This is a genomic window from Pseudarthrobacter sp. As-47 (genome assembly GCF_058215595.1).
Genome location: NZ_CM177088.1, coordinates 4,262,659 through 4,284,901 on the forward strand (window position 1 = coordinate 4,262,659; position 22,243 = coordinate 4,284,901).

General features: G+C 64.0%; 9 protein-coding genes, 3 rRNA genes and 1 pseudogene. 4 read left to right on the forward strand and 9 right to left on the reverse strand.

The features are described from left to right. Positions 1-91 precede the first annotated feature (91 nt). The 4 genes from AC4BCK_RS19760 to AC4BCK_RS19775 all read left to right on the forward strand — a co-directional run bounded on the left by AC4BCK_RS19760 (position 92) and on the right by AC4BCK_RS19775 (position 5,433). The gene (locus AC4BCK_RS19760) at positions 92-2,032 is read left to right on the forward strand and encodes an FAD/NAD(P)-binding protein (RefSeq protein WP_490566381.1); all 1,941 of its coding nucleotides are present in this window, start codon (positions 92-94) and stop codon (positions 2,030-2,032) included. 3 nt (positions 2,033-2,035) lie between these two features. Next, positions 2,036-2,608 (forward strand): GNAT family N-acetyltransferase, encoded by a 573-nt coding sequence (locus AC4BCK_RS19765; RefSeq protein WP_490566382.1) that lies wholly within the window; start codon positions 2,036-2,038, stop codon positions 2,606-2,608. 44 nt (positions 2,609-2,652) lie between these two features. Next, positions 2,653-4,371: a helicase HerA-like domain-containing protein gene (locus AC4BCK_RS19770; protein WP_363939335.1), complete on the forward strand. Its 1,719-nt coding sequence runs from the start codon at positions 2,653-2,655 to the stop codon at positions 4,369-4,371. A 69-nt stretch (positions 4,372-4,440) separates the two neighbouring features. Next, positions 4,441-5,433: a hypothetical protein gene (locus AC4BCK_RS19775; protein WP_174176068.1), complete on the forward strand. Its 993-nt coding sequence runs from the start codon at positions 4,441-4,443 to the stop codon at positions 5,431-5,433. A gap of 141 nt (positions 5,434-5,574) precedes the next feature. Here AC4BCK_RS19775 and AC4BCK_RS19780 read toward each other — a convergent pair whose 3' ends face one another. From AC4BCK_RS19780 to AC4BCK_RS19820, 9 genes and pseudogenes are all read right to left on the reverse strand, one after another. Further along, positions 5,575-6,393 carry a DUF559 domain-containing protein gene (locus tag AC4BCK_RS19780; RefSeq protein ID WP_400576782.1) on the reverse strand — a complete coding sequence of 273 codons (819 nt, stop codon included), beginning with the start codon at positions 6,391-6,393 and terminating at the stop codon, positions 5,575-5,577. A 251-nt stretch (positions 6,394-6,644) separates the two neighbouring features. Beyond that, on the reverse strand, positions 6,645-8,669 hold the full coding sequence (locus tag AC4BCK_RS19785) for an NHL domain-containing thioredoxin family protein (protein ID WP_490566383.1): 2,025 nt from the start codon (positions 8,667-8,669) through the stop codon (positions 6,645-6,647). Further along, positions 8,669-10,843, reverse strand: coding sequence for a bifunctional copper resistance protein CopD/cytochrome c oxidase assembly protein (locus AC4BCK_RS19790; RefSeq protein ID WP_174176062.1), 2,175 nt, complete (start codon positions 10,841-10,843; stop codon positions 8,669-8,671). The genes AC4BCK_RS19785 and AC4BCK_RS19790 overlap by 1 nt, the downstream gene beginning before the upstream one ends. A gap of 116 nt (positions 10,844-10,959) precedes the next feature. Then, positions 10,960-11,247: an HU family DNA-binding protein gene (locus tag AC4BCK_RS19795; RefSeq protein ID WP_009358243.1), complete on the reverse strand. Its 288-nt coding sequence runs from the start codon at positions 11,245-11,247 to the stop codon at positions 10,960-10,962. Positions 11,248-11,565: 318 nt separating this feature from the next. Beyond that, positions 11,566-12,826 (reverse strand): annotated as a pseudogene (locus tag AC4BCK_RS19800) (ISL3 family transposase). A 276-nt stretch (positions 12,827-13,102) separates the two neighbouring features. After that, positions 13,103-13,219, reverse strand: a 5S ribosomal RNA gene (gene rrf / locus AC4BCK_RS19805). Positions 13,220-13,433: 214 nt separating this feature from the next. Beyond that, positions 13,434-16,560, reverse strand: a 23S ribosomal RNA gene (locus AC4BCK_RS19810). Positions 16,561-17,092: 532 nt separating this feature from the next. After that, a 16S ribosomal RNA gene (locus AC4BCK_RS19815) occupies positions 17,093-18,615 on the reverse strand. The 16S, 23S and 5S rRNA genes sit together here, the layout of an rRNA operon. 563 nt (positions 18,616-19,178) lie before the next feature. Then, positions 19,179-22,211 carry a glycoside hydrolase family 2 TIM barrel-domain containing protein gene (locus tag AC4BCK_RS19820; protein WP_490566384.1) on the reverse strand — a complete coding sequence of 1,011 codons (3,033 nt, stop codon included), beginning with the start codon at positions 22,209-22,211 and terminating at the stop codon, positions 19,179-19,181. Between the last annotated feature and the right edge of the window lie 32 nt (positions 22,212-22,243).

Genomic DNA, 22,243 nt, shown 5'->3' on the forward strand with positions numbered 1-22,243 from the left:
AACGGCCGTGACAAAGCGCTCGACCGCCGTCGGAAACGCTGCCTAGCATGGGCACTCCCAGCCGCCCTTCCCCTCCATAGCCAGGAGCGCCATGCCAGCGAACATTCCCGCCGTCGTCTTCATCGGCGGCGGTCCCCGGACGGCCGGCGTGCTCGAACGGATCGCCGCCAACCGTTCGGAGCTCTTCACCGGGCCGCTGGACATCCACGTTGTGGAGCCGTACGTCCCTGGCTCTGGACGCATCTGGCGCTACGACCAGCATCCGGGCCTTCTGCTGAACTCCACTGCCGCTGACGTCACGATGTTCACGGACGGGTCCGTGGAATGCCTGGGTCCTGCGGTCCCGGGTCCGGGCCTCGCCGAATGGGCTGCCGGCGTAGTGGACGGTTCGATTACCGACGTGCCGGACTTTCCGCAGCTTCTGTGGGAGCAGCTCAGGCAGCTCAACCGCGCCAGCTTTCCCACCCGCCAGCTGCAAAGCCAGTACCTGGAGTGGTTCTTCCGCCGGGCCGCGAAGTCCCTGGGGCGCAGCGTGACGGTGCACCGGACCATGGCTGTGGACGTCACCGCGCTTGAAGGCGGTGGCCATGCCGTAGAGCTTGCGAACGGGCGGACCCTGCGCGCGGACATCCTGGTGAACGCGCTTGGGCATACCGATTCGCGCCCGGATGCCGCTTCTGCTGCCTGGTCCGGTTTTGCCAGGCGTCACGGCGGTTTCCATGCGGCACCCGGCTACACCACCGACGTCGACTACTCCCCCATAGCCCCCGGACAGGACGTCATCGTGTCCGGCATGGGCCTCGCCTTTGTGGACCTGGTGGTCCTCCTGACGGAGGGACGCGGCGGCCGGTTTGAGGAAACATCCGACGGCGGCCTCCGGTATGTCGCGTCGGGCAGGGAACCCCGGCTTTGGGCTGGGTCCCGCCGGGGAGTGCCGTACCACTCGAAGATCTCCGCAACGCTCCGCGGCGAGGCTCCGGGACCGCTGCGTTTCTTCACCGCGGCGGCGGTGGAGGCCCTGCTGGAGCGGCACGGGGAACTGGACTTCCGCAGGGACCTGTGGCCGCTGATCGCCAAGGAGGCGGGCTACGGCTACTACCGGGAGCTGCTGACGGGCAGCCCCGCCCGGGCCGCCATGGACTGGGACGAGTTCGCGGCCCGCTACGCGGCGCTGGACTGGTACAGAGCCCGCCGGGAGGAACTCGTGGCCGCTGCCGTACCGGATAGCGCCCTGCATCTGGACCTGGAACGGCTGGACCGGCCCCTGGAAGGGCGCCTGTTCACGGACCGGCGGGACGTGCAGGACGCCGTGGCCGGTTACATCGAGCATGACCTGGCACTCCGGGACAGCCCCGACCATCCCGAAACGCTCGCGCTGTTCCTCGCGCTGCTGCACGTCTACATGGAGGTGGGCCGCGTGGTCCCACTGGAGCGGCTCAGCGCCCGCTCCCAGCAGGCCGTCCACGGCTGGTGGCACGGCTTCTTCAGCTTTGTGGATTCCGGGCCGCCGCCCCACAGGCTCCGGCAGATGCTCGCCCTGCACCGGGCCGGGCTGCTGCAGTTCCTCGGGCCCAACCTTGAGATCTCCACCGACGAGGCCGACGGCACCTTCCGGGCCGGTTCGCCGCAGTTCCCCGGCACCGTTGCAGCCACGGCCTTCATCGAAGCACGGCTCCCTGGCACCTCCGTGGCCCGCTCGCTCAACCCGGCTCTTGAGTCCCTGCACCGCAGCGGCTTGGGCACGGAGCAGCAGCTGCTCACGGCGGACGGCATCCATTCCACCGGGAAACTGCTGGTCACCTCCCGGCACCAGCTGGTGGATGCCCAGGGGCAGCCGCAGGCCACGGTGTTTGCCGTCGGGCCTGGGACCTCGGGCTGGGGAGCGGGAGCATTCGCCCGGCCGGGCACCAACGCCGCACCCTTCCGCGAGAACGATGCCCTGGCCCGGATCATCCTCTCCGTTGCCCGCGGCCTCTCTGCGGAACCTTTCGCCGCCTTGTCCACCGCGCCCGCCGTCGTCGGAAAGAACTGAACCATGACCGCTGAACCTTCCCTCAGGCACCCGTCCCGCAGCGCCGGGTCCCTGGACGGTGCACGCCCGCTTGACCCGGCCGCGCTGGAAGTCCTCAACCTCCCCATGGACGATCTGCGGGTCCGGCCGCTCCTGGACGAACTCGCCGTCGAGTACGACACCCGGTACGGCGACCTCTTCGGCAGGAAAGCCGCCGCGGAGGAACTGAACCGCTACCCCGCCGCGGAGTTCGCGGCGCCGGGAGGGGCACTCCTGATGATCCTGAAGGATGCTAAATCCATTGCCGGCGGCGCCTTCCGCCGCTATGACGCCAGCACGGCGGAGCTGAAGCGAATCTGGACGCACTCGGGACACCGCCGCCGGGGCCTGGGAAGGCTGGTGCTGGCCGAGCTGGAAGCACTGGCGGCCCGGCGGGGCTACACGCGCATCTACCTCACCACCGGGCCCCGCCAGCCCGAAGCCAGGAACCTGTACCTCAAGGCCGGCTACCGGCCGCAGTTCGACCTGGATGCCGACCCTGAAACACTCAAGTTCCTGGCGTTCACCAAGGAACTTCCCGAGGGCCCACGGAAGTGAGGGCATACCGGCCACGGAGGCGCAGCCGCCGCTAAGCTAGCGCCATGGCCAACAAAACCACATCAGAAAAGCTCGCCACCCTCCAGAAGGGCTACACGCTGGAAGGCGCCACCATCGAATTGGGGGCCGCCATCATCGACGGCGAACTCCACAAGGACGCGCCGGTGCGGCTGCCGCTGTCGATGATGAACCGGCACGGACTCGTCGCCGGCGCCACCGGCACGGGCAAAACCGTCACGCTGCACATGATGGCCGAGCAGCTTTCCACCGCCGGGGTGCCGGTCTTCCTGGCCGACATCAAGGGCGACCTGTCCGGCCTGGCCACCGCCGCCACCGGCAGTGAAAAGCTGACCGCACGTACCGAGGGCATCGGGCAGGCCTGGCAGGGCCGGACGTTCCCGGTGGAGTTCCTGGCCCTGGGCGGCGACGGCAACGGCGTCCCGGTACGCGCGACCGTATCCTCGTTCGGCCCCATCCTGCTCTCGCGGATCATGGAGCTGAACGACACGCAGGAATCGAGCCTGCAGCTGGTGTTCTACTTCGCGGACAAGAACGGCCTGGAGCTCATCGACCTGAAGGACCTCCGCGCGGTCATCCAGTTCCTCACCTCGGCCGAAGGCAAGGACCAGCTTGAGGAACTCGGCGGGCTGTCCAAGGCCACTGCCGGGGTTATCCTGCGGGAGCTGGTAAGCCTTGAGGCGCAGGGCCTGGAGAAGTTCTTCGGTGAGCCTGAGTTCGACACCGCGGAGCTGCTGCGGACCGCCCCGGACGGGCGCGGGGTGATCACCTGCCTGGAGCTGCCCACGCTGCAGACCAAGCCCATGCTGTTCTCCACCTTCCTCATGTGGCTGCTGGCGGACCTTTTCGAGGACCTGCCCGAGGCCGGCGACCTGGACAAGCCCAAGCTGGTGTTCTTCCTCGACGAAGCCCACCTCCTCTTCAACGACGCCTCCAAAGCCTTCCTGGAAGCCATCACCACCACGGTCCGGCTCATCCGGTCCAAGGGCGTGGGGATCTTCTTCGTCACCCAGACCCCCAAGGACGTCCCCGCCGAGGTCCTCGGCCAGCTGGCAAACCGTGTGCAGCACGCCCTCCGCGCGTTTACCCCCGAGGACGCCAAGGCCCTCAAAGCCACGGTGTCCACGTTCCCCATGAGCGACTACGACCTCGAAGAGACACTCACCTCTGCAGGCATCGGCGAGGCCGTCATCACCGTCATGAACGAGAAGGGCGCCCCGACACCGGTGGCGCTCACCAGGCTCCGCGCCCCCGAGTCCGTGATGGGCCCCAGCGACGAAGCCCTGGTCCGGAGCACCGTGGCAGGCTCGGCCCTGCTGGCAAAGTACGGGACAGCAGTGGACAACCACTCGGCCTTCGAAAAACTGTCAGGGAAGGCCGCCGCGCCCACCGGACCCGCAGCCGGCGGATCTGTTCCGCGCGAACCGGTTCAGGGCGGGGCGGGCCAGGGCGGGGCGGGCCAGGACGACGTCGACGCCGAGGCACGCCGGATCGAGGAGGAGATCCTTGGGCGGCCGAGCAGCAGGCCCGCCCCGTCCGCCGAAACAAGGCGCCGCACGCCGGCCGAAAGCGCCCCGGCCCCGCGCCCGGGTGCGGGAGACTCGATGGTAGGCGACATCGGCGGAATGCTCGGCGGCGCCCTGGGCGGCGGGCTCAAGAGCATGGCCAGGTCCATCGGCACCCAGCTCGGACGGGAACTTTTGCGCGGGGTGTTCGGCACGTCGTCCCGGCGCCGCCGCCGCTAAAACGAAGCGCATCCTGCTGACTCAACTGCCGCCGTCGGACGCATGGCAGGTAACGTATGGAACGTGCAGATGAGTCAAGCGTTGGTGAGGATCGCAGCCGGATGGCTGCTGGGACTCATGCTTGCCGTCGCCGGCGCCGTGGTGGCGGTGAACCTGGTCAACAACACCGTGGCCAGTCCCCAGCAGCCTGTGCGTGAATATCTGGACGCGCTGCAGAGCGGCGACGGCGGGAAGGCGCTGGGGCTGCTCCGCGCCACTGTCCCGCCCAGCAACGCCGCCATGCTCGACGGCACGGCCCTGCAGACCGCGACGTCCCGGCTCACGAACGTTGATATCGGTGACGCCGAGGAACGCCCGGACAACCAGGTCATGGTGCCCCTGGAGTACACCATTGACGGCAGCCGGCTCCGCACTGAATTCCTGCTGCGCAAGACCGGGACCGAGTGGATCTTCTTCAACACCTGGGCTTTCGTTCCGTCCCGGCTGCCCACGATGGACATCACGGTGGTCAATTCCAGTGAGGCCACCGTCAACGGCGTCCCCGTCAACATGCCCAACGGCCGGAACTCCTTTGCGGTCTTCTACCCCGGCGAGTACGAGGCCTCCGTGAACGGGGAGTATTTCTCGGCGGCCCCCTCCCGTGCCACGGTGACGGCACGGGACGCCCCGGTGGCGCCGCTCAACCTCCTCACCCAAGCCACGGACAACCTGAAGAAGGACGTGTCAGCGAAGGTCAGGGAATTCCTGGACAGCTGTGCCGCCGTCGCCGCCAAGGAACAGAAACTCCAGCCGGACTGCCCGTTCTATTACGCCAGCAACAACACGGTGCAGGACGGCAGCATCAAATGGACCGTGACGGAATACCCCAACGTGTCCATTGAACCCTTCGACGGGCGCTGGGTGGTGGCTCCGCTCGACGGCAAAGCGAAGGTGGAGGCCCTGCAGCAGAATCTGTTCACGGGGGCCTGGTACCCCCTCAACGAGGAAGTGGACTTCAGCTTCACCACCCGCCTGGACGTCACCGGGGACACAGTGAAGGTCACCCCGGTACTGAGCTTCTAGGGCCGGATTCCGGGGGTCGCGCGGCCTGCTTGCGTCACGCAGGGCACTTTTTTGCACTCCCCCGCCGTCCACGGCCTCGGAATCGCGCAGTTTCTGTCTCAGCGGGCATCCAAAACCATGCTCCCTGTGACGCCCGCCCGGTTATCGCCGCCGTCCCAGCACCGCCAGGACCTGCGCCACCATGGCCTCAGGCTGGTAAACCACGTCGGAGTAGTAATACCGGAGTGCCGTGTAACCCTGAAGGACGGACTCATTGTTCCGCCGGTGGTCCTTCTTGACCTGGTTCCAGTCGGCGTGGTGCCGGCCGTCCAGCTCAACCACGAGCCACCCGTCCAGCAGCAGGTCTATGTATCCCACCCGTTCCAGGTAGACCTGGGTCTGCACGTCGATCCCAGCTTGGCGGAAGTAGGTTCGCGCCAGTGTCTCAAGGAGGGAATCGGCACCCCCATCAACCCACTGCAGGACTGCCCTGGCTTTGCCGTTGCGCCGGCCCTCGAGCCGGTCGCGCAGGAAGCCCACCGTCATGTCACCCCTTGTCACGGCGCTCTCCACCATGACGAGGGACTCCTTGAGGGGCAGGCAGCGTAGCGCGTGAATGAGCACATCGGCGAGGGCTGCTACCGGCCGTATCGATGCGGGCGGCAGGAGCAGCCCGGCATGATGGACAGCCTCATCCCCTACTGCTGACTGCCTCCGGTGGTAGACGTGGCGGAGGCCCGGCGCCGACAGGCACCATAGGTTGTAATGTCCCGCGGCGCTGGAACAGGTCAGCAACTCCCGGTTCCGAAGTACGGCAATCAGCCCGGCAGGCGCCGTCGGAAGCGCATACAGTCCGCGGTCCGGCTGCAGGACCCCGCTGCGGACCGCCCGCCGAAGGGCTGCATCATCCACGCCGAGCCGGGCGAGGGCGGGTCGGCGGGCAGCTCCCCCGCAACGTTCCAAGGCTCGTGACACTTCCATGGGGCCATGGTGGCTGGCCACGGATGTGCCCGGCAGCTGCGGACGGGGTTATGTGGACAAACCGTGCACGCATCGGCTGGCGGATGCCGTCACGCTGGACAGGGTTTTGGCGGCAGCGCATCGCAGCCACCCCGGGTTTCCACAGTTCTCCCTGTCCACGCAGCACAAAAGGCTGCTTCCCGTGACGCATGAGTCATGGGCAGCAGCCTTTTGCGGCATGTCGGCTGAGAATCAGGGACGACGGCGGGGCGTCAGTCCATGCCGCGCAGGTCCAGCACGAGCTCGGTGTCGCCGTCGCCCTGCAGGACCACGGGGATGCCCCAGTCCTGCTGGTAGAGGTGGCAGGCGGCGTGGTCCGGGATCTCGCCGTCCTCGGTCTCGGGGCCATCGCAGGCGGCGGCCCGTGCAGTGATGTGCAGGATCCCCTCCGGCACGTCCGGTGAAAGCTCCAGGGTGCGGAGCAGCCCCACCGAGGTTCCGCCGCCGGAGGCCAGCAGCTCCGGCGGCGTGGAGGAGATCTTCAGCTGGGTGGGATCGCCCCAGCGGTCATCCAGCTTCTGCCCGGTGGGGGCGGTGAAGCGGACCGTCAGTTCCAGGGGACCCGGCGCCACGGGGCTCTTGGGCCGGTGCGTCTGGACTGCGCCCTCATCCACCTGCTGGGCTTCCTTGGGGATGGGCACGAACACCACCTGGTGCTTGTTCGCCTCCACCACCACCAGCAGCGGCTCCGACCCGGCCGAGTGCGTGTGGTCCACAATCACGTCGGACGGCTCCAGGAGGCCGCGCGCCAGGGTGGACACTACGCCGGAGGCGGGGTCGTACCGCCGCACGGCGCCATTGTAGGTGTCGGCCACCGCCACCGAGCCGTCCGGCAGGACGGTCACGCCCAAGGGATGCTGGAGGCGCGCCTCGGCGGCCGCGCCGTCCCGGAAGCCGAAGTCGAACAGCCCCTTGCCGATGGCGGACTCCACGGTGACCGTGCCGTCGTCGTCAATTGCCAGCTTGCGGAGGGCGGACGTTTCGGAGTCTGCTACCCAGATGTTGCCCTCGGCGTCTTCGGCCAGGCCGGAGGGCTGGGCGAACCAGGCCTCGTGGGCCGGACCGTCCAGCAGGCCCTCCAGGCCGTTGCCGGCCACGATGGCCACCGCCCCGGTGAGGGGGTCAAAACTGAAGATCTGGTGCACACCGGCCATGGCGACGACCACGGCGTTGAGCTTGCGCGACCAGACAACATCCCACGGCGAGCTCAGTGCCACGTCCAGCGGGTGCCCGCCGAGCTGGCCGGTGAATCCGGCTGCATCCTCGTCCACGCGTGCCGGTCCGGCCTCCAGCAGCCGCTGGACGCCGCTGCCGGCAAGGGTGGAGGCCTTGCCGTCCGCAAGGGACAGTCCACGGAGCCGGTGGTTGACGGAGTCGGCAATCACGACGTCGTACCCGGCCTTGGCTGCCACGTCTTCCGGCAGCAGGACCAGGCCTTGGGGCTCGTTGAACTGTGCCACGGCGGAATCCCCGGCGGCGGGGCCGTCCGCGTGACCCCTCGCCCCGGAACCAAAGGTGCCCAGGACGGTATGGAAGTCCGTGCCGAGCTCCACCAGCCGGTGGTGTCCCGTGTCGGTGACCAGCCACGAACCCTTGCCGGCAGCACCGTTTCCTGCGGCACCTGCCGCTGCGCCGTCGTCGGACGTTCCATTCACGGCGGTGGAACCGCGGCCCGGCGGAAGGAACAGTGCCTTGCCCGGGAAGCGCAGGGTGCCGGAGGTGGGCTCCGGGGCCACGTACGGGCCGGAGCCGCGGTGCAGCGTCCCCTTGGCCTCATGTTGTGCGATGAGCTCGGGAATCAGCACCGCCAGGCCGTCCGCATGGCCTTCACCGGACAGGTGAGCAACGATGTAGCCCTCGGGGTCGATGACCACCAGGGTGGGCCAGGCGCGGGCAGTGTAGGCCCTCCAGGTCTCCAGCTCGGGATCGTCCAGGACCGGGTGGTGGATCTCGTAGCGCTCAACGGCGGCGGCCAGCGCCACCGGATCGGCCTCGTGCTCGAACTTGGGCGAGTGGACGCCCACCGTGACCAGGACGTCGGAGTACTGTTCCTCCAGCGGCCGGAGTTCGTCCAGGACATGCAGGCAATTGATGCAGCAGAAGGTCCAGAAATCCAGCAGCACGATCTTGCCGCGCAGGGCCTCAAGGTCAAGGGTTTTGCCGCCGGTGTTCAACCAGTTGCGGCCCACCAGTTCGGAGGCCCGGACCCGGGCATGCGTGCGTACGGTTTCGCTCATCAGCGTCCTTCCAGCTTGTTGCGTTCAGCCAGCCTGGCGTCGCGTTCGGCCAATTTGGCAAACATATCGTTGTAAGCGGTGAGATCGGCGTCGTTATTCCTGTCCGCGGCCCTGTCCACGCGTTTGGTCTCCCGCTGGTCAGACCGGGACCACATGATGGCGACGCCGAGCGCCACCAGCAGCGTGGGGACCTCGCCGATGCCCCAGGCCACGGCGCCGCCCTTCTGCTGGTCCAGGAGGGCCGAGGGGCCCCACTCCCTGCCCAGGTTCCCAAAGTAGTCCGCGGCAAGGAGGTTGGTCCCGCCCATGATGGCGACGCCGAAGAAGGCGTGGAAGCCCATGGTGGCCAGGAGCAGCAGGAGCCGCATGGGGTACGGCGCCCGGCGCGGCAGCGGATCGGTGCCGATCATGGTCAGCACAAAGATGTACCCGGTGAGCAGGAAGTGGACAATCATCAGCTCGTGGCCCACGTGCTCCCGCATGGCGAAGCCGAACAGGTCCGAGTAGTAGAAAAGCACAATGGAGCCGGCAAAGTTGGCTGCCGCAAAGAGCGGGTGGGTGACCAGCTGGGAGAACTTCGAGTGGATGAACACCAGCAGCCATTCCCGGGCGCCCCTGGAGCCGTCACCCCGGGCCGGCAGGGCCCGCAGGGCGAGCGTCACCGGCGCACCCAGGACCAGGAAGATGGGCGCCACCATGGTCAGTGCCATATGGTCCACCATGTGTGCCGAGAACAGTATGCGGCCATAGACCGACGGCGGGCCGGACGTGATGTAGGTCAGGACCAGGAGGCCGATGACCCAGTTCACGGAACGGAACCACTGCCACGTGTCCCCGCGCCGGTGGACCTTGGCCACGCCCAGGAAATACGCCACAAGCCCGAACAGCGCCGCGGCGATCCAGAGCCAGTCCAGGCGCCACTCGGTGAGCCACCGCTCCGGTGTCAGTTCAGGGGGAAGTTCGTAGCCCGTGAGGATGAAGGCCGGCGAGGCGTCAGGGGCGAAGGTGGTGGGCTCCGGTGGGGCGGAACGGCCCAGGGCGACGGCGACGCCGGACGTTGCGCCCATCACCAGGAATTCCGCCAGGACCAGCTGCCAGAGCACGCGTCGTGAAGACATTGTGGAGCCCTTGCGGCCCAGCTGCGGGATCACCCACTGCCGGTGCATGAACCCGATTCCGCCCAGGACAAGGGTGGCCGCTGATTTGGCCAGGATCAGCTGGCCGTAAGGAGAACCAAAGAGGTCTGCCCAGTTGGTGATCCTGATGCTCGCGTTGATGATGCCCGAGGCGAGCACCAGCACGAACGCGAAGCCCGCGAGCGAGGAGAACCGGCGGAGCGTGGGTTCCGTGATGTCGGCGGACGCTGCGGCTTTGGGGCCCGTCAGGATTCCGGACAGCAGGGCCAGCATGATGATGCCGCCCACCCAGGTGCTGACACCCACCAGGTGCAGGCCCAGCGAGTTGATGGCGCCTTCATGGTCGGCGGAGCTCGAGGAATGGCCAATCAGGGCGGTGGGGACCAGCCCCACCAGGGCCAGGACCAGCGTCAGCGCAAGTCCTCCAAGGGACCTCACCCCGAACAGCGCCGTCGTCACAATGGCCGCGATGATGGTGACGGCCAGCCAGGCCCGCCCCGTCTCGATGTCCGTCATGAAGAAGACCAGTGCCTGCGTGAACTCCGGGTCACCGGAGAGTCCCTGCCCCGCCACGTCCGAGTAGGTCAGCACCAGGACGGCGATGGCGGACAGCGTCCACGCGGCACCTGCCGCCGACGCCACGGCCAGCGCGCGGCTGAAGGCGGGATGCTCCGGCGCTTCACCGCCGGCAGCCTCCTTGGCCCGGCTGCGGGGCCCGGCACTGTGGGGGAGGATGCCGACGGCGAAGATCAGGCCGCCGATGACAGTCGCCAACGAGACGTTGTGGATGGCCTTGCTGACAGGGAGGCCCCAGCGGACCAACGCTCCAGGGTCAGACACGGCCCGGGCGCCTGCCGCACCGGAGAAAAACAGCGCCGCTGCAAGGCCCAGGAAAAGGGCAGCCAGTCCGGCCAGCTGCCATCCGCGGGGGATCCCCAGGGACCTGCTGTCTTGGCCTGGCGCACCGTTGCCCCGCGCTCCCTTGACGGAAACGGACTGGGGGTGGGTGGAACGTGGTTTTGCGGCAGAAGACACCATTCCATTGTCCGCTACGCCTGCCCGGCCAGCGAATCGGCCTTAAAAGCAAAAGGAGCGGCAACCGGGTGGTTGCCGCTCCTTTTCCTGCGCCGGCTACGTGCCGGGAAGGAAGAAGCTTACTTCTTGTTGGAGACTGCAGCCTTCAGCTTGGAGCCGGCGGTCAGCTTGACGCTGTGGCCTGCCGCGATCTGGATGGTCTCGCCGGTCTGCGGGTTGCGGCCGGTACGTGCTGCACGGTCGGTGCGCTCGACGGCGAGCCAGCCCGGGATGGTGATCTTCTCGCCCGCGGCGACAGAAGTCTCGAAAACCTCGAACAGTGCGTCGAGGACGGAGTTGACGGCTGCCTGGCTGGTGCCGGCCTTGCCTGCTACCTCTGCAACAAGTTCACTACGGTTCTTAGCCATTTATGTCCTCCTGGACGGTCATGATTCTGGAGCCTGAACGCGGCATGCGCACAAGCCACTGTTCGAAAACTTACCAGCTTGGGCCCCCGGGTTCCGCAAATTCCGCGTGTTTCCGCCACTTTTTGAGGTTAATCACCGCGTTTTAGAGGTTTTCTGCCCCGGATTCAGCCACCAGCGGACGCCCTTGGACCTCTCCCCCGGCTTCTCCCCTGGGACGCTCTCTCACTCGATGCGGGGTTTCCCGGGACGCTCGCTCACTCGATGTGGGGTTTCCCGGCTCTTCACGGTTCGTGGTGAACGTTCTGCCGTGAGGGATGTTCATGCCGCTGTTCTGGCGGCACTGCGCAAAAGGATACGCGTTTTGTAGTTGCGCGCGTTTGTGAATCCCCGGCCAGTCCTTTTGATGTGCTTTATCGCGGTGTTGTTGGCTTCCACTTTCGCGGTTGTCGCACCAGTGACTACGAGGACTTCGATCTCTTTCCACCACCTGCAGACCGTGCGCCAGAGGCGGCTCGTCTCCGGCTGCGCGGCTCGCTCAACCAGGACCTGCAACCGGTCTTTCGCGGCGGCCGCGTCCGCAAGAGAGCCAGTGGCTAGCAGGGCCCGGAGCTGCTCTTTGACAAGCCACGCTGCCTGCAATTTCCCGGTGGCATCGTCGGTTGCGAACACGGTGCTGAGCCTGTCCCGTGCCCGGTCCGAGAGCGTGTCCCCGCCGCGCAGGAGCAACCTCCGGTTGGCCCAGACCGGATCAATGGAGCGCCCCCGCCGACCATGGACCTGCTGGGTGAGGCGCTGCCGGACTTCGGTAAGCATGTCGTTACCGAGCTTGACCAGGTGGAACGCGTCGACCGAGACAGCGGTGCGTGGCAGCCACATCCGCAATGCTTTCCGGAACGCCGCTGACGGGTCGATGGCAACGACCTGCACGCCCAGGCGCCACTGCAGCGGACGGGCGAACAGCCAGTCCCCGACACCCTCACTGTCGCGGCCATCCACGATGCCCAGGACCTGTCCGGTGTCCAAATCGACGATGGTGCTTGGTGGCCGGATCGCGGAAGAACCGCACGGACCGGTAGCGGTGCTCATCAATGCCGAGCATCCGCGGTGCCAAGGCATCGACATCGGGCAGCGTCAGCGCAGCGGAATCCAGAGCCCGCTGGACCAGCCACCACGAGACGCCGAACGAGGTTGCGGCCTCGGCGGCGGCCCTGCCGGATCCGATCACGGCGGACACGAGGGCGTCCCGGAGCCGGCGGGTGGACCGTGCCCGGCGCGGGACCTGGGTTGTTTCCTCGGTGAACGTCCGGCGCGGGCACAGGTACTCATCGCAGAAGAATCTCCGCTTGGCCCAGACCACTTCGACCGGTCCGGCGACGGGGATGTCACGCAGCCGCTGTGGCCGGCGGGAATGCACGCGGGTGCTGATCACGCCGCAGGACGGGCAGCCGGCCTCGGCGGTGGCCACAACACGGATCCGCCGCTGCCCGAAGGCAAGGACATCAGTATCGGTGACGCGGTAGTCGGGCAGGTTGAAAATCGCGGTGGCAGCATCGGGGCGCGGCGAAGTAGGCTCGATCAAGGCTCGTAGCTCCTGACTTGATGAATGCGTAGAGAACATCCATCACAGCAGGGCTACGAGCCCTTCAGCTTTCAAGACACGGAACCTGTTTCACCATCAACCACGAAGAGCCGGTTTCCCGGGATGCTCTCTCACTTGATGTGGGGTGTGCCGGGGGCCTGGATGGGGGGCGCCCTGGTGGTGGCTGTGAGCGGTGCCGGGCCAGTTTGTGTGGTGGGGGTTTAAATGTGGGAGGCCCCAACCGTGGTGGTTGGGGCCTCGACCCTTTTAATGTGTGTCCGGCGGTGACCTACTCTCCCACACCCTCCCGGGTGCAGTACCATCGGCGCTGTGGGTCTTAGCTTCCGGGTTCGGAATGGGACCGGGCGTTTCCCCCACGCTATGACCGCCGTAACCCTTGTACCCGTCCGCCCGGGTCTGATGCCGGGGGTGGGAAATCTTTGTGGTTACAACATTGTGGTGTTGTTATTCAGTTGTGTTCCTGTCGCAACGTGCCCGTGGCGGGTTTGTTGGTTGGGAACCACATAGTGGACGCAAGCAGTCTTGTTTTTTCTTTTTACCCTCTCCTGGTGTGAACGTCTTTTGAATCCGTTCACGAAAAGGGTGTGTGGTGTAAGTTATCGGCCTATTAGTACCGGTCAGCTTCACGAGTCGTTAGTCCTCGCTTCCACATCCGGCCTATCAACCCAGTGGTCTGGCTGGGGGCCTCTCACACACAAGGTGTATGGAAATCTCATCTTGAAGCGAGCTTCCCGCTTAGATGCTTTCAGCGGTTATCCCATCCGAACGTAGCTAATCAGCGGTGCACTTGGCAGTACAACTGACACACCAGAGGTTCGTCCGTCCCGGTCCTCTCGTACTAAGGACAGCCCTTCTCAAATTTCCTGCGCGCGCAGCGGATAGGGACCGAACTGTCTCACGACGTTCTAAACCCAGCTCGCGTACCGCTTTAATGGGCGAACAGCCCAACCCTTGGGACCTACTCCAGCCCCAGGATGCGACGAGCCGACATCGAGGTGCCAAACCATGCCGTCGATATGGACTCTTGGGCAAGATCAGCCTGTTATCCCCGAGGTACCTTTTATCCGTTGAGCGACGGCCATTCCACAATGTACCGCCGGATCACTAGTCCCGACTTTCGTCCCTGCTCGAGATGTCTCTCTCACAGTCAAGCTCCCTTGTGCACTTACACTCGACACCTGATTGCCAACCAGGCTGAGGGAACCTTTGGGCGCCTCCGTTACTTTTTAGGAGGCAACCGCCCCAGTTAAACTACCCATCAGGCACTGTCCCTGACCCGGATTACGGGCCGAAGTTAGATGTCCAAAGTGACCAGAGTGGTATTTCAACGATGACTCCACCCGAACTGGCGTCCGGGCTTCAACGTCTCCCACCTATCCTACACAAGCCACTCCGAACACCAATACCAAACTATAGTAAAGGTCTCGGGGTCTTTCCGTCCTGCTGCGCGTAACGAGCATCTTTACTCGTACTGCAATTTCGCCGAGTTTATGGTTGAGACAGCGGGGAAGTCGTTACTCCATTCGTGCAGGTCGGAACTTACCCGACAAGGAATTTCGCTACCTTAGGATGGTTATAGTTACCACCGCCGTTTACTGGGGCTTAAATTCTCAGCTTCGCCTTGCGGCTAACCGGTCCTCTTAACCTTCCAGCACCGGGCAGGAGTCAGTCCGTATACATCGTCTTGCGACTTCGCACGGACCTGTGTTTTTAGTAAACAGTCGCTTCCCCCTGGTCTCTGCGGCCCCGATCCCCTCCACACCGCAAGGGTGTATCAAGGTTGGGGCCCCCCTTCTCCCGAAGTTACGGGGGCATTTTGCCGAGTTCCTTAACCATAATTCTCTCGATCGCCTTAGTATTCTCTACCTGATCACCTGTGTCGGTTTGGGGTACGGGCGGCTAAAACCTCGCGTCGATGCTTTTCTCGGCAGCATAGGATCACCAAATCCCCCCAAACGGGGGTCCCATCAGATCTCAGGCATCATGAACAGCGGATTTGCCTACCGTTCGCCCTACATCCTTAGACCGGGACAACCATCGCCCGGCTTGGCTACCTTCCTGCGTCACACCTGTTAATACGCTTGCCTCCCAGGATCAGGTCCTGCGCTCCACCAAAACCCTCACACCACAAGGGCGATCGGGCAGGTCTCGGGCAGTTAGTATCCCCTGTTCAGCATGGGCGGTTTTTCGCCGGTACGGGAATATCAACCCGTTGTCCATCGACTACGCCTGTCGGCCTCGCCTTAGGTCCCGACTTACCCAGGGCAGATTAGCTTGACCCTGGAACCCTTGATCATTCGGCGGACGGGTTTCTCACCCGTCTTTCGCTACTCATGCCTGCATTCTCACTCGTGTAGGCTCCACCGCTGGTTTACACCGCGACTTCACCGCCCACACGACGCTCCCCTACCCATCCAGACGCCTGAACCACAAGGGCTTAGCTAATATCTGAATGCCACAACTTCGGCGGTGTACTTGAGCCCCGCTACATTGTCGGCGCGGAATCACTTGACCAGTGAGCTATTACGCACTCTTTTAAGGATGGCTGCTTCTAAGCCAACCTCCTGGTTGTCTTCGCAACTCCACATCCTTTCCCACTTAGCACACGCTTAGGGGCCTTAGTTGGTGGTCTGGGCTGTTTCCCTCTCGACTATGAAGCTTATCCCCCACAGTCTCACTGCTGCGCTCTCACTTACCGGCATTCGGAGTTTGGCTGACGTCAGTAACCTTGTAGGGCCCATTAGCCATCCAGTAGCTCTACCTCCAGCAAGAAACACGCAACGCTGCACCTAAATGCATTTCGGGGAGAACCAGCTATCACGAAGTTTGATTGGCCTTTCACCCCTACCCACAGCTCATCCCCTCCATTTTCAACTGAAGTGGGTTCGGTCCTCCACGACGTCTTACCGTCGCTTCAACCTGGCCATGGGTAGATCACTTCGCTTCGGGTCTAGATCACGCCACTGCAACGCCCTATTCAGACTCGCTTTCGCTACGGCTGCCCCACACGGGTTAACCTCGCGACGTAACACTAACTCGCAGGCTCATTCTTCAAAAGGCACGCCGTCACCAGAATCAGACTGGCTCCGACGGATTGTAAGCACACGGTTTCAGGTACTGTTTCACTCCCCTCCCGGGGTACTTTTCACCTTTCCCTCACGGTACTGGTCCGCTATCGGTCATTAGGGAGTATTTAGGCTTATCAGGTGGTCCTGACAGATTCGCACGGGATTTCTCGGGCCCCGTACTACTTGGGATACTCATCCGGGCGGTACACAACATTACGGTTACGGGGCTAACACCCTCTCTGGCCGGCCTTTCAAGACCGTTCACCTATGCCTGCACATCACACCCCACTGCCCCGGCAGAGACAGTACGGAAAGTCCCACAACCCCGACCATGCAACGCCCGCCGGCTATCACACATGGAACGGTTTAGCCTGATCCGCGTTCGCTCGCCACTACTAACGGAATCACTATTGTTTTCTCTTCCTGCGGGTACTGAGATGTTTCACTTCCCCGCGTTCCCTCCACGCACCCTATGTGTTCAGATGCGGGTCACCAGGCAACTCGCGCCCCTGGCGGGGTTTCCCCATTCGGACACCCTGGGATCACAGTCCGGTTATCGACTCCCCCAGGCTTATCGCAGATTCCTACGTCCTTCTTCGGCTCCTAATGCCAAGGCATCCACCGTGTGCTCTTAAAAACTTGACCACAAAAGATCAAAAACGCTAATTTTCGAGAGAACCACAGAAACCAACCACACCCAACAACACCACCCCCAAAAGGATGACACCATCACGCGCAGCCAGATCCAGGTTCATATTCTTGGAAATTGCTTCTTATAAAAGATGCTCGCGTCCACTATGTAGTTCTCAAACAACAACCCCGTACCACACACCCCACACACACAAACATGCATGATCGCTGCAGCCAGGAAACCAGAAACACACAAACCCGCAACCCCCACCCCCACAACAAAGAAGGGGCAAGACATCACGGCCCTGTTGCCTCAGGACCCAACAGTGTGCCAAACACTAAACCACCCATCCCACACCAGCACCCTTCCAGGAACCCCCACAAAGGAAGGAACCGTACTAAGCACCGGAAAAGACCGGCAGCCGCTATTCGCTGATATTCCACCCTTGAGCACCCGCCGCAGAACAATCGTCTGCGCAACGGGCTGTACTCCTGACAAACCCCCGCACCGCATACACGGCACGAACAATCTGTAGGTGCTCCTTAGAAAGGAGGTGATCCAGCCGCACCTTCCGGTACGGCTACCTTGTTACGACTTAGTCCCAATCGCCAGTCCCACCTTCGACAGCTCCCTCCCACAAGGGGTTAGGCCACCGGCTTCGGGTGTTACCAACTTTCGTGACTTGACGGGCGGTGTGTACAAGGCCCGGGAACGTATTCACCGCAGCGTTGCTGATCTGCGATTACTAGCGACTCCGACTTCATGGGGTCGAGTTGCAGACCCCAATCCGAACTGAGACCGGCTTTTTGGGATTAGCTCCACCTCACAGTATCGCAACCCTTTGTACCGGCCATTGTAGCATGCGTGAAGCCCAAGACATAAGGGGCATGATGATTTGACGTCGTCCCCACCTTCCTCCGAGTTGACCCCGGCAGTCTCCTATGAGTCCCCACCATCACGTGCTGGCAACATAGAACGAGGGTTGCGCTCGTTGCGGGACTTAACCCAACATCTCACGACACGAGCTGACGACAACCATGCACCACCTGTAAACCGACCGCAAGCGGGGCACCTGTCTCCAGGTATTACCGGTTCATGTCAAGCCTTGGTAAGGTTCTTCGCGTTGCATCGAATTAATCCGCATGCTCCGCCGCTTGTGCGGGCCCCCGTCAATTCCTTTGAGTTTTAGCCTTGCGGCCGTACTCCCCAGGCGGGGCACTTAATGCGTTAGCTACGGCGCGGAAAACGTGGAATGTCCCCCACACCTAGTGCCCAACGTTTACGGCATGGACTACCAGGGTATCTAATCCTGTTCGCTCCCCATGCTTTCGCTCCTCAGCGTCAGTTAATGCCCAGAGACCTGCCTTCGCCATCGGTGTTCCTCCTGATATCTGCGCATTTCACCGCTACACCAGGAATTCCAGTCTCCCCTACATCACTCTAGTCTGCCCGTACCCACCGCAGATCCGGAGTTGAGCCCCGGACTTTCACGGCAGACGCGACAAACCGCCTACGAGCTCTTTACGCCCAATAATTCCGGATAACGCTTGCGCCCTACGTATTACCGCGGCTGCTGGCACGTAGTTAGCCGGCGCTTCTTCTGCAGGTACCGTCACTTTCGCTTCTTCCCTACTGAAAGAGGTTTACAACCCGAAGGCCGTCATCCCTCACGCGGCGTCGCTGCATCAGGCTTGCGCCCATTGTGCAATATTCCCCACTGCTGCCTCCCGTAGGAGTCTGGGCCGTGTCTCAGTCCCAGTGTGGCCGGTCACCCTCTCAGGCCGGCTACCCGTCGTCGCCTTGGTAAGCCATTACCTCACCAACAAGCTGATAGGCCGCGAGTCCATCCAAAACCACAAAAAGCTTTCCACCCCCCACCATGCGATGAGGAGTCATATCCGGTATTAGACCCAGTTTCCCAGGCTTATCCCAGAGTTAAGGGCAGGTTACTCACGTGTTACTCACCCGTTCGCCACTAATCCAGGAGCAAGCTCCCATCATCGTTCGACTTGCATGTGTTAAGCACGCCGCCAGCGTTCATCCTGAGCCAGGATCAAACTCTCCGTTGAAGTAAAACAGACACAACCCCCAGCCCCGGGAAAACGGGACAAAAAGGCTGCACAAAATTTGAAACCAGCTGTAAAAACCAGACCACCCACAGGGGCGGACGATCCAGTCAATTCAACCAATCACTAAAACAATTGGTATCAACAAACTTGGCACACTATTGAGTTCTCAAACAACAGACACACCCGGCACCACCACCAGCAAACAAACACCGTGGATCGCTCCGGAGCAACTTCTCAAACTTACCCGGTTTCGAGGAGCTTTGCAAATCGGCATTTTCGCGATTCACGCTGCTCTCAACCGGCCCCACCCGCATCCGGCGCGCCAGCAGGCGAACCATTTTCAGGCTGTTTGTAAGGGAGTTTGGCCGCTATTTTTCCGCTTCAGCGGCGGCGACTCAGAAAACAATACACGTCCCCAAGCCGGTCCGCAAATCCGGCGGCAGGAGAGCAGCATGCCCCCAAAAACCTCGCAATGTAGGGGTTTTTGGGGGCACACGGCGTATCCTGGCCGGCCTACGCGCCATCACTTCGCGGTATGGACTGGCTCACATGTTGTGCGCTCCTCAGCTGCGCACTTTCAGGGTCAGCGAAAAGTCGGCGTCCCGCGGCGTGAGGCGGTATTGCTCCAGCACACCGGGGCCGCAGGCGGCCGTCCCCACCCCCCGCAGCGCGTGGTCCACGTACAGGTAGGTACGGTCGTCGGCCTTCAGGTCCGGGCGGTGGGCCGCTGCGTCCAACACATCCTGGCTGTAGGGCCTCACTGTCAGGGCAAAGGGATCACCGCAGATCTCAAGCGTCCGGCCGCCAAGGTGCAGTGCAGCGGCCCGTGAGCCTGACCGGGCACCGCATTCCTGCGGCCGCACGTACTCCACATCCATTTCCGCCAGGGGCAGGGAAAACCAGCCTGCCCGCGTCCCCTGCCCGGTGTCCGGGTAGCTCTGGTGGGGGCCCTGGCCGAACCAGCTCACCGAATCCGTCTCCTCACACAGGACAAATTCCAGCCCTATCCGCGCCCATTCGACCTCAAAGCCGCGGTTGACCCATGTGCCATCACGCCGCACCTGGGTCCGGAGCCCCACTGTTTCCCCGTCGCTGCTCCAGGTGTAGTCCACAAGCACGCCGTACTGTTTGTCGGCTGCGCTCACGCGCGTGCGGACAGTCAGGCATTCTCCTCCGTCCTGCCCGGGGCCCGCCGAGATGCCCAGCAGCCGGGTGTGGAGCCGGTCGAGTCCGGCATCCTTCCACTGAGTGGCCAGCGGCCGCTCGTCGGCGCCGCCCCATTCCCGGCCAAGATCGTTATCGGTAGGAGCCCACCACAGGGTCAGTCCCAGCTTCTCCACCGGGACACCGCCAATCGAGGTAGGCATGCCGGTGGCTCTGCTGAAGACAACCGGCCCGAGCGTGAGTTCGCTGTCCTGCACCTGGACGGGTTCAACAGGCGCCGGCGAAACGGGAGCGGCCGGCTCCCGAACCGCCTGCCCCCACGCCACCTCGTGTCCCGCATCCGCCCAGGCCGAATCAGCGCCGAGGACCGCACGAACGGTGAGCACTGCGGGCCTGCCGTCGGACAGCCCTGCGGCGAAAGCCGCGACGCTGCCAGGCAGCTCCACAACTGTTTCGGACTGAGGCGCAACGGGCGCAACGTCCACCGTCCCGCCGTCGAGCGCGCCGCCGTCGGCCTCTACTTCGTAGCGGAAGCTGAACGCGGAGGTGTCCGCGAAGTCCTGGCCGTTGCGGAGGGTGAAGCCGGTCCAGTCGCGGGCGACGTCGATGCGTAGCGGCTCTATCACCTTCTTGAAGTCCAGCAGCCCGGGCCGGGGCCTGCGGTCAGCATCAACAAGCCCGTCGGTGACAAAGTTGCCGTCGTGAACTTCCTCACCGAAGTCGCCGCCGTAGCCGTAATGCTCAACACCATCGGCGGTCGGCACCGTGATGCCATGCTCCAGCCACTCCCACACGAAGCCTCCCATCAGGCGCGGGTACTTCTCGAAAAGATCCTGGTACTCGCTCATTCCACCAGGGCCGTTACCCATGGCATGGACATATTCGCAGAGGACAAAGGGCATGGCCCGGCGCCGGGCGTCCAAGGCGGGGTCGTCCAGGGCAGGCTCGATTCCCTGCCCGATCAGGGCCGTCTCGGCATGGCTTGCGTACATCCGCGAGTAGACGTCAACGTGCGCCGAGGACCAGTCTCCTTCGTAGTGGACAGGGCGGGACGGATCCCGGTCTTTGGTCCACCGCGACATGGCCGCGAGGTTCCTTCCCGTGCCGGCCTCGTTGCCAAGCGACCACATAATCACCGCCGGATGGTTCTTGTCGCGCTCAACCGTGCGTCGCATGCGGTCTACAAGTGCCGCTTCCCACTGGGGGTCATCACTGGGGTTCTGGGCCCAGCCGGCGCTCTCAAAACCGTGCGTTTCCAGGTCGCATTCGAGCACAACGTAGAAGCCAAGCTGGTCAGCCAGGGCAAGGAACTCCGGATGGGGCGGGTAGTGCGACGTCCGGATTGCGTTGATGTTGTGCTGCTTCATGAGCCGCAGCTCCGCCTCCACCGCATCGCGGGGAACCACCCGGCCAAGGCGTGGATGGTGCTCGTGGCGGTTGACGCCGCGCAGCAGGATCCGCCGCCCGTTGACCTTGAACTGAGCGTCCTCGATGGCGATGCTGCGGAAGCCGATCTGCAGTGCCACGGACTCACCGGCGGCGCTGACGGCCGCCTCGTAGAGGCGCGGCACCTCCGCGGACCAGGGTTCGACGGCGGGGACGCGCACCTCGGTGCCGGCGGGCAGGTCAAGGCCCAGTTCCGGAACGCGGACGACGGCGTCAGTCGCCTGTCCGCCCCGGGTCACCTCCACCTTGAGGATGCCTTCGCCTGTGATGTGGTCGTAGCCGGAGTGGACGAAGACATCGTCAATGCCGGCATCGGGCCTGGCCTGCAATGTGACGTCCCGGAAAATGCCGGGGAGCCACCACATGTCCTGGTCCTCGACGTAGCTGGCGGCCGAGAACTGGGCGACGCGGACAGCCAGGGTGTTTTCCCCCTGCACCAGGATCCCTGATACGTCGAATTCGTGGGCGAGCCTGCTTCCACGGGTGGTTCCGAGTTCCACTCCGTTCAGCCAGACTGTTCCGGCGGACTCGATGCCGTCGAACCGCAGCAGGGCCTGCGGAAAGAACTCGGGTCCGGCCTCAAAAACCACCAGATGGTCGCCGATGGGGTTGGCCTCCTGAACGTGCGGCGGTTCCACCGCAAAGGGGAACTGGACGTTCGTGTAGGCCGGTGAGCCATGTCCGTGCATGGGCCAACTGGACGGCACCGGCAGGTTCTCGAACCCGTTCAGCGCCGCACCCAGCTGCCAGCCATCATCGGGCGCTGCCCGAATTCCGGGGCTGAGCCGGAACTGCCACTCGCCGTTCAGCGACAGCCGAGGGGCGTCGCTGTGCAGGTAAGCGCGCGCAGGCAGCGCGCCCCGGCCCGGCTCAAGGGATTCGAGATCCTGGATATCCGCGGCGCCAAGCTCCAGGCTCCGGCCGGCTGGGCCGGGAGCGGTGTGCGGGCTGCTGCCCGCCGGCGCGGACGGTGTTTCGACAGACATGGGCTTCCTTGCTTCGGGGAGTCTGGTATTTA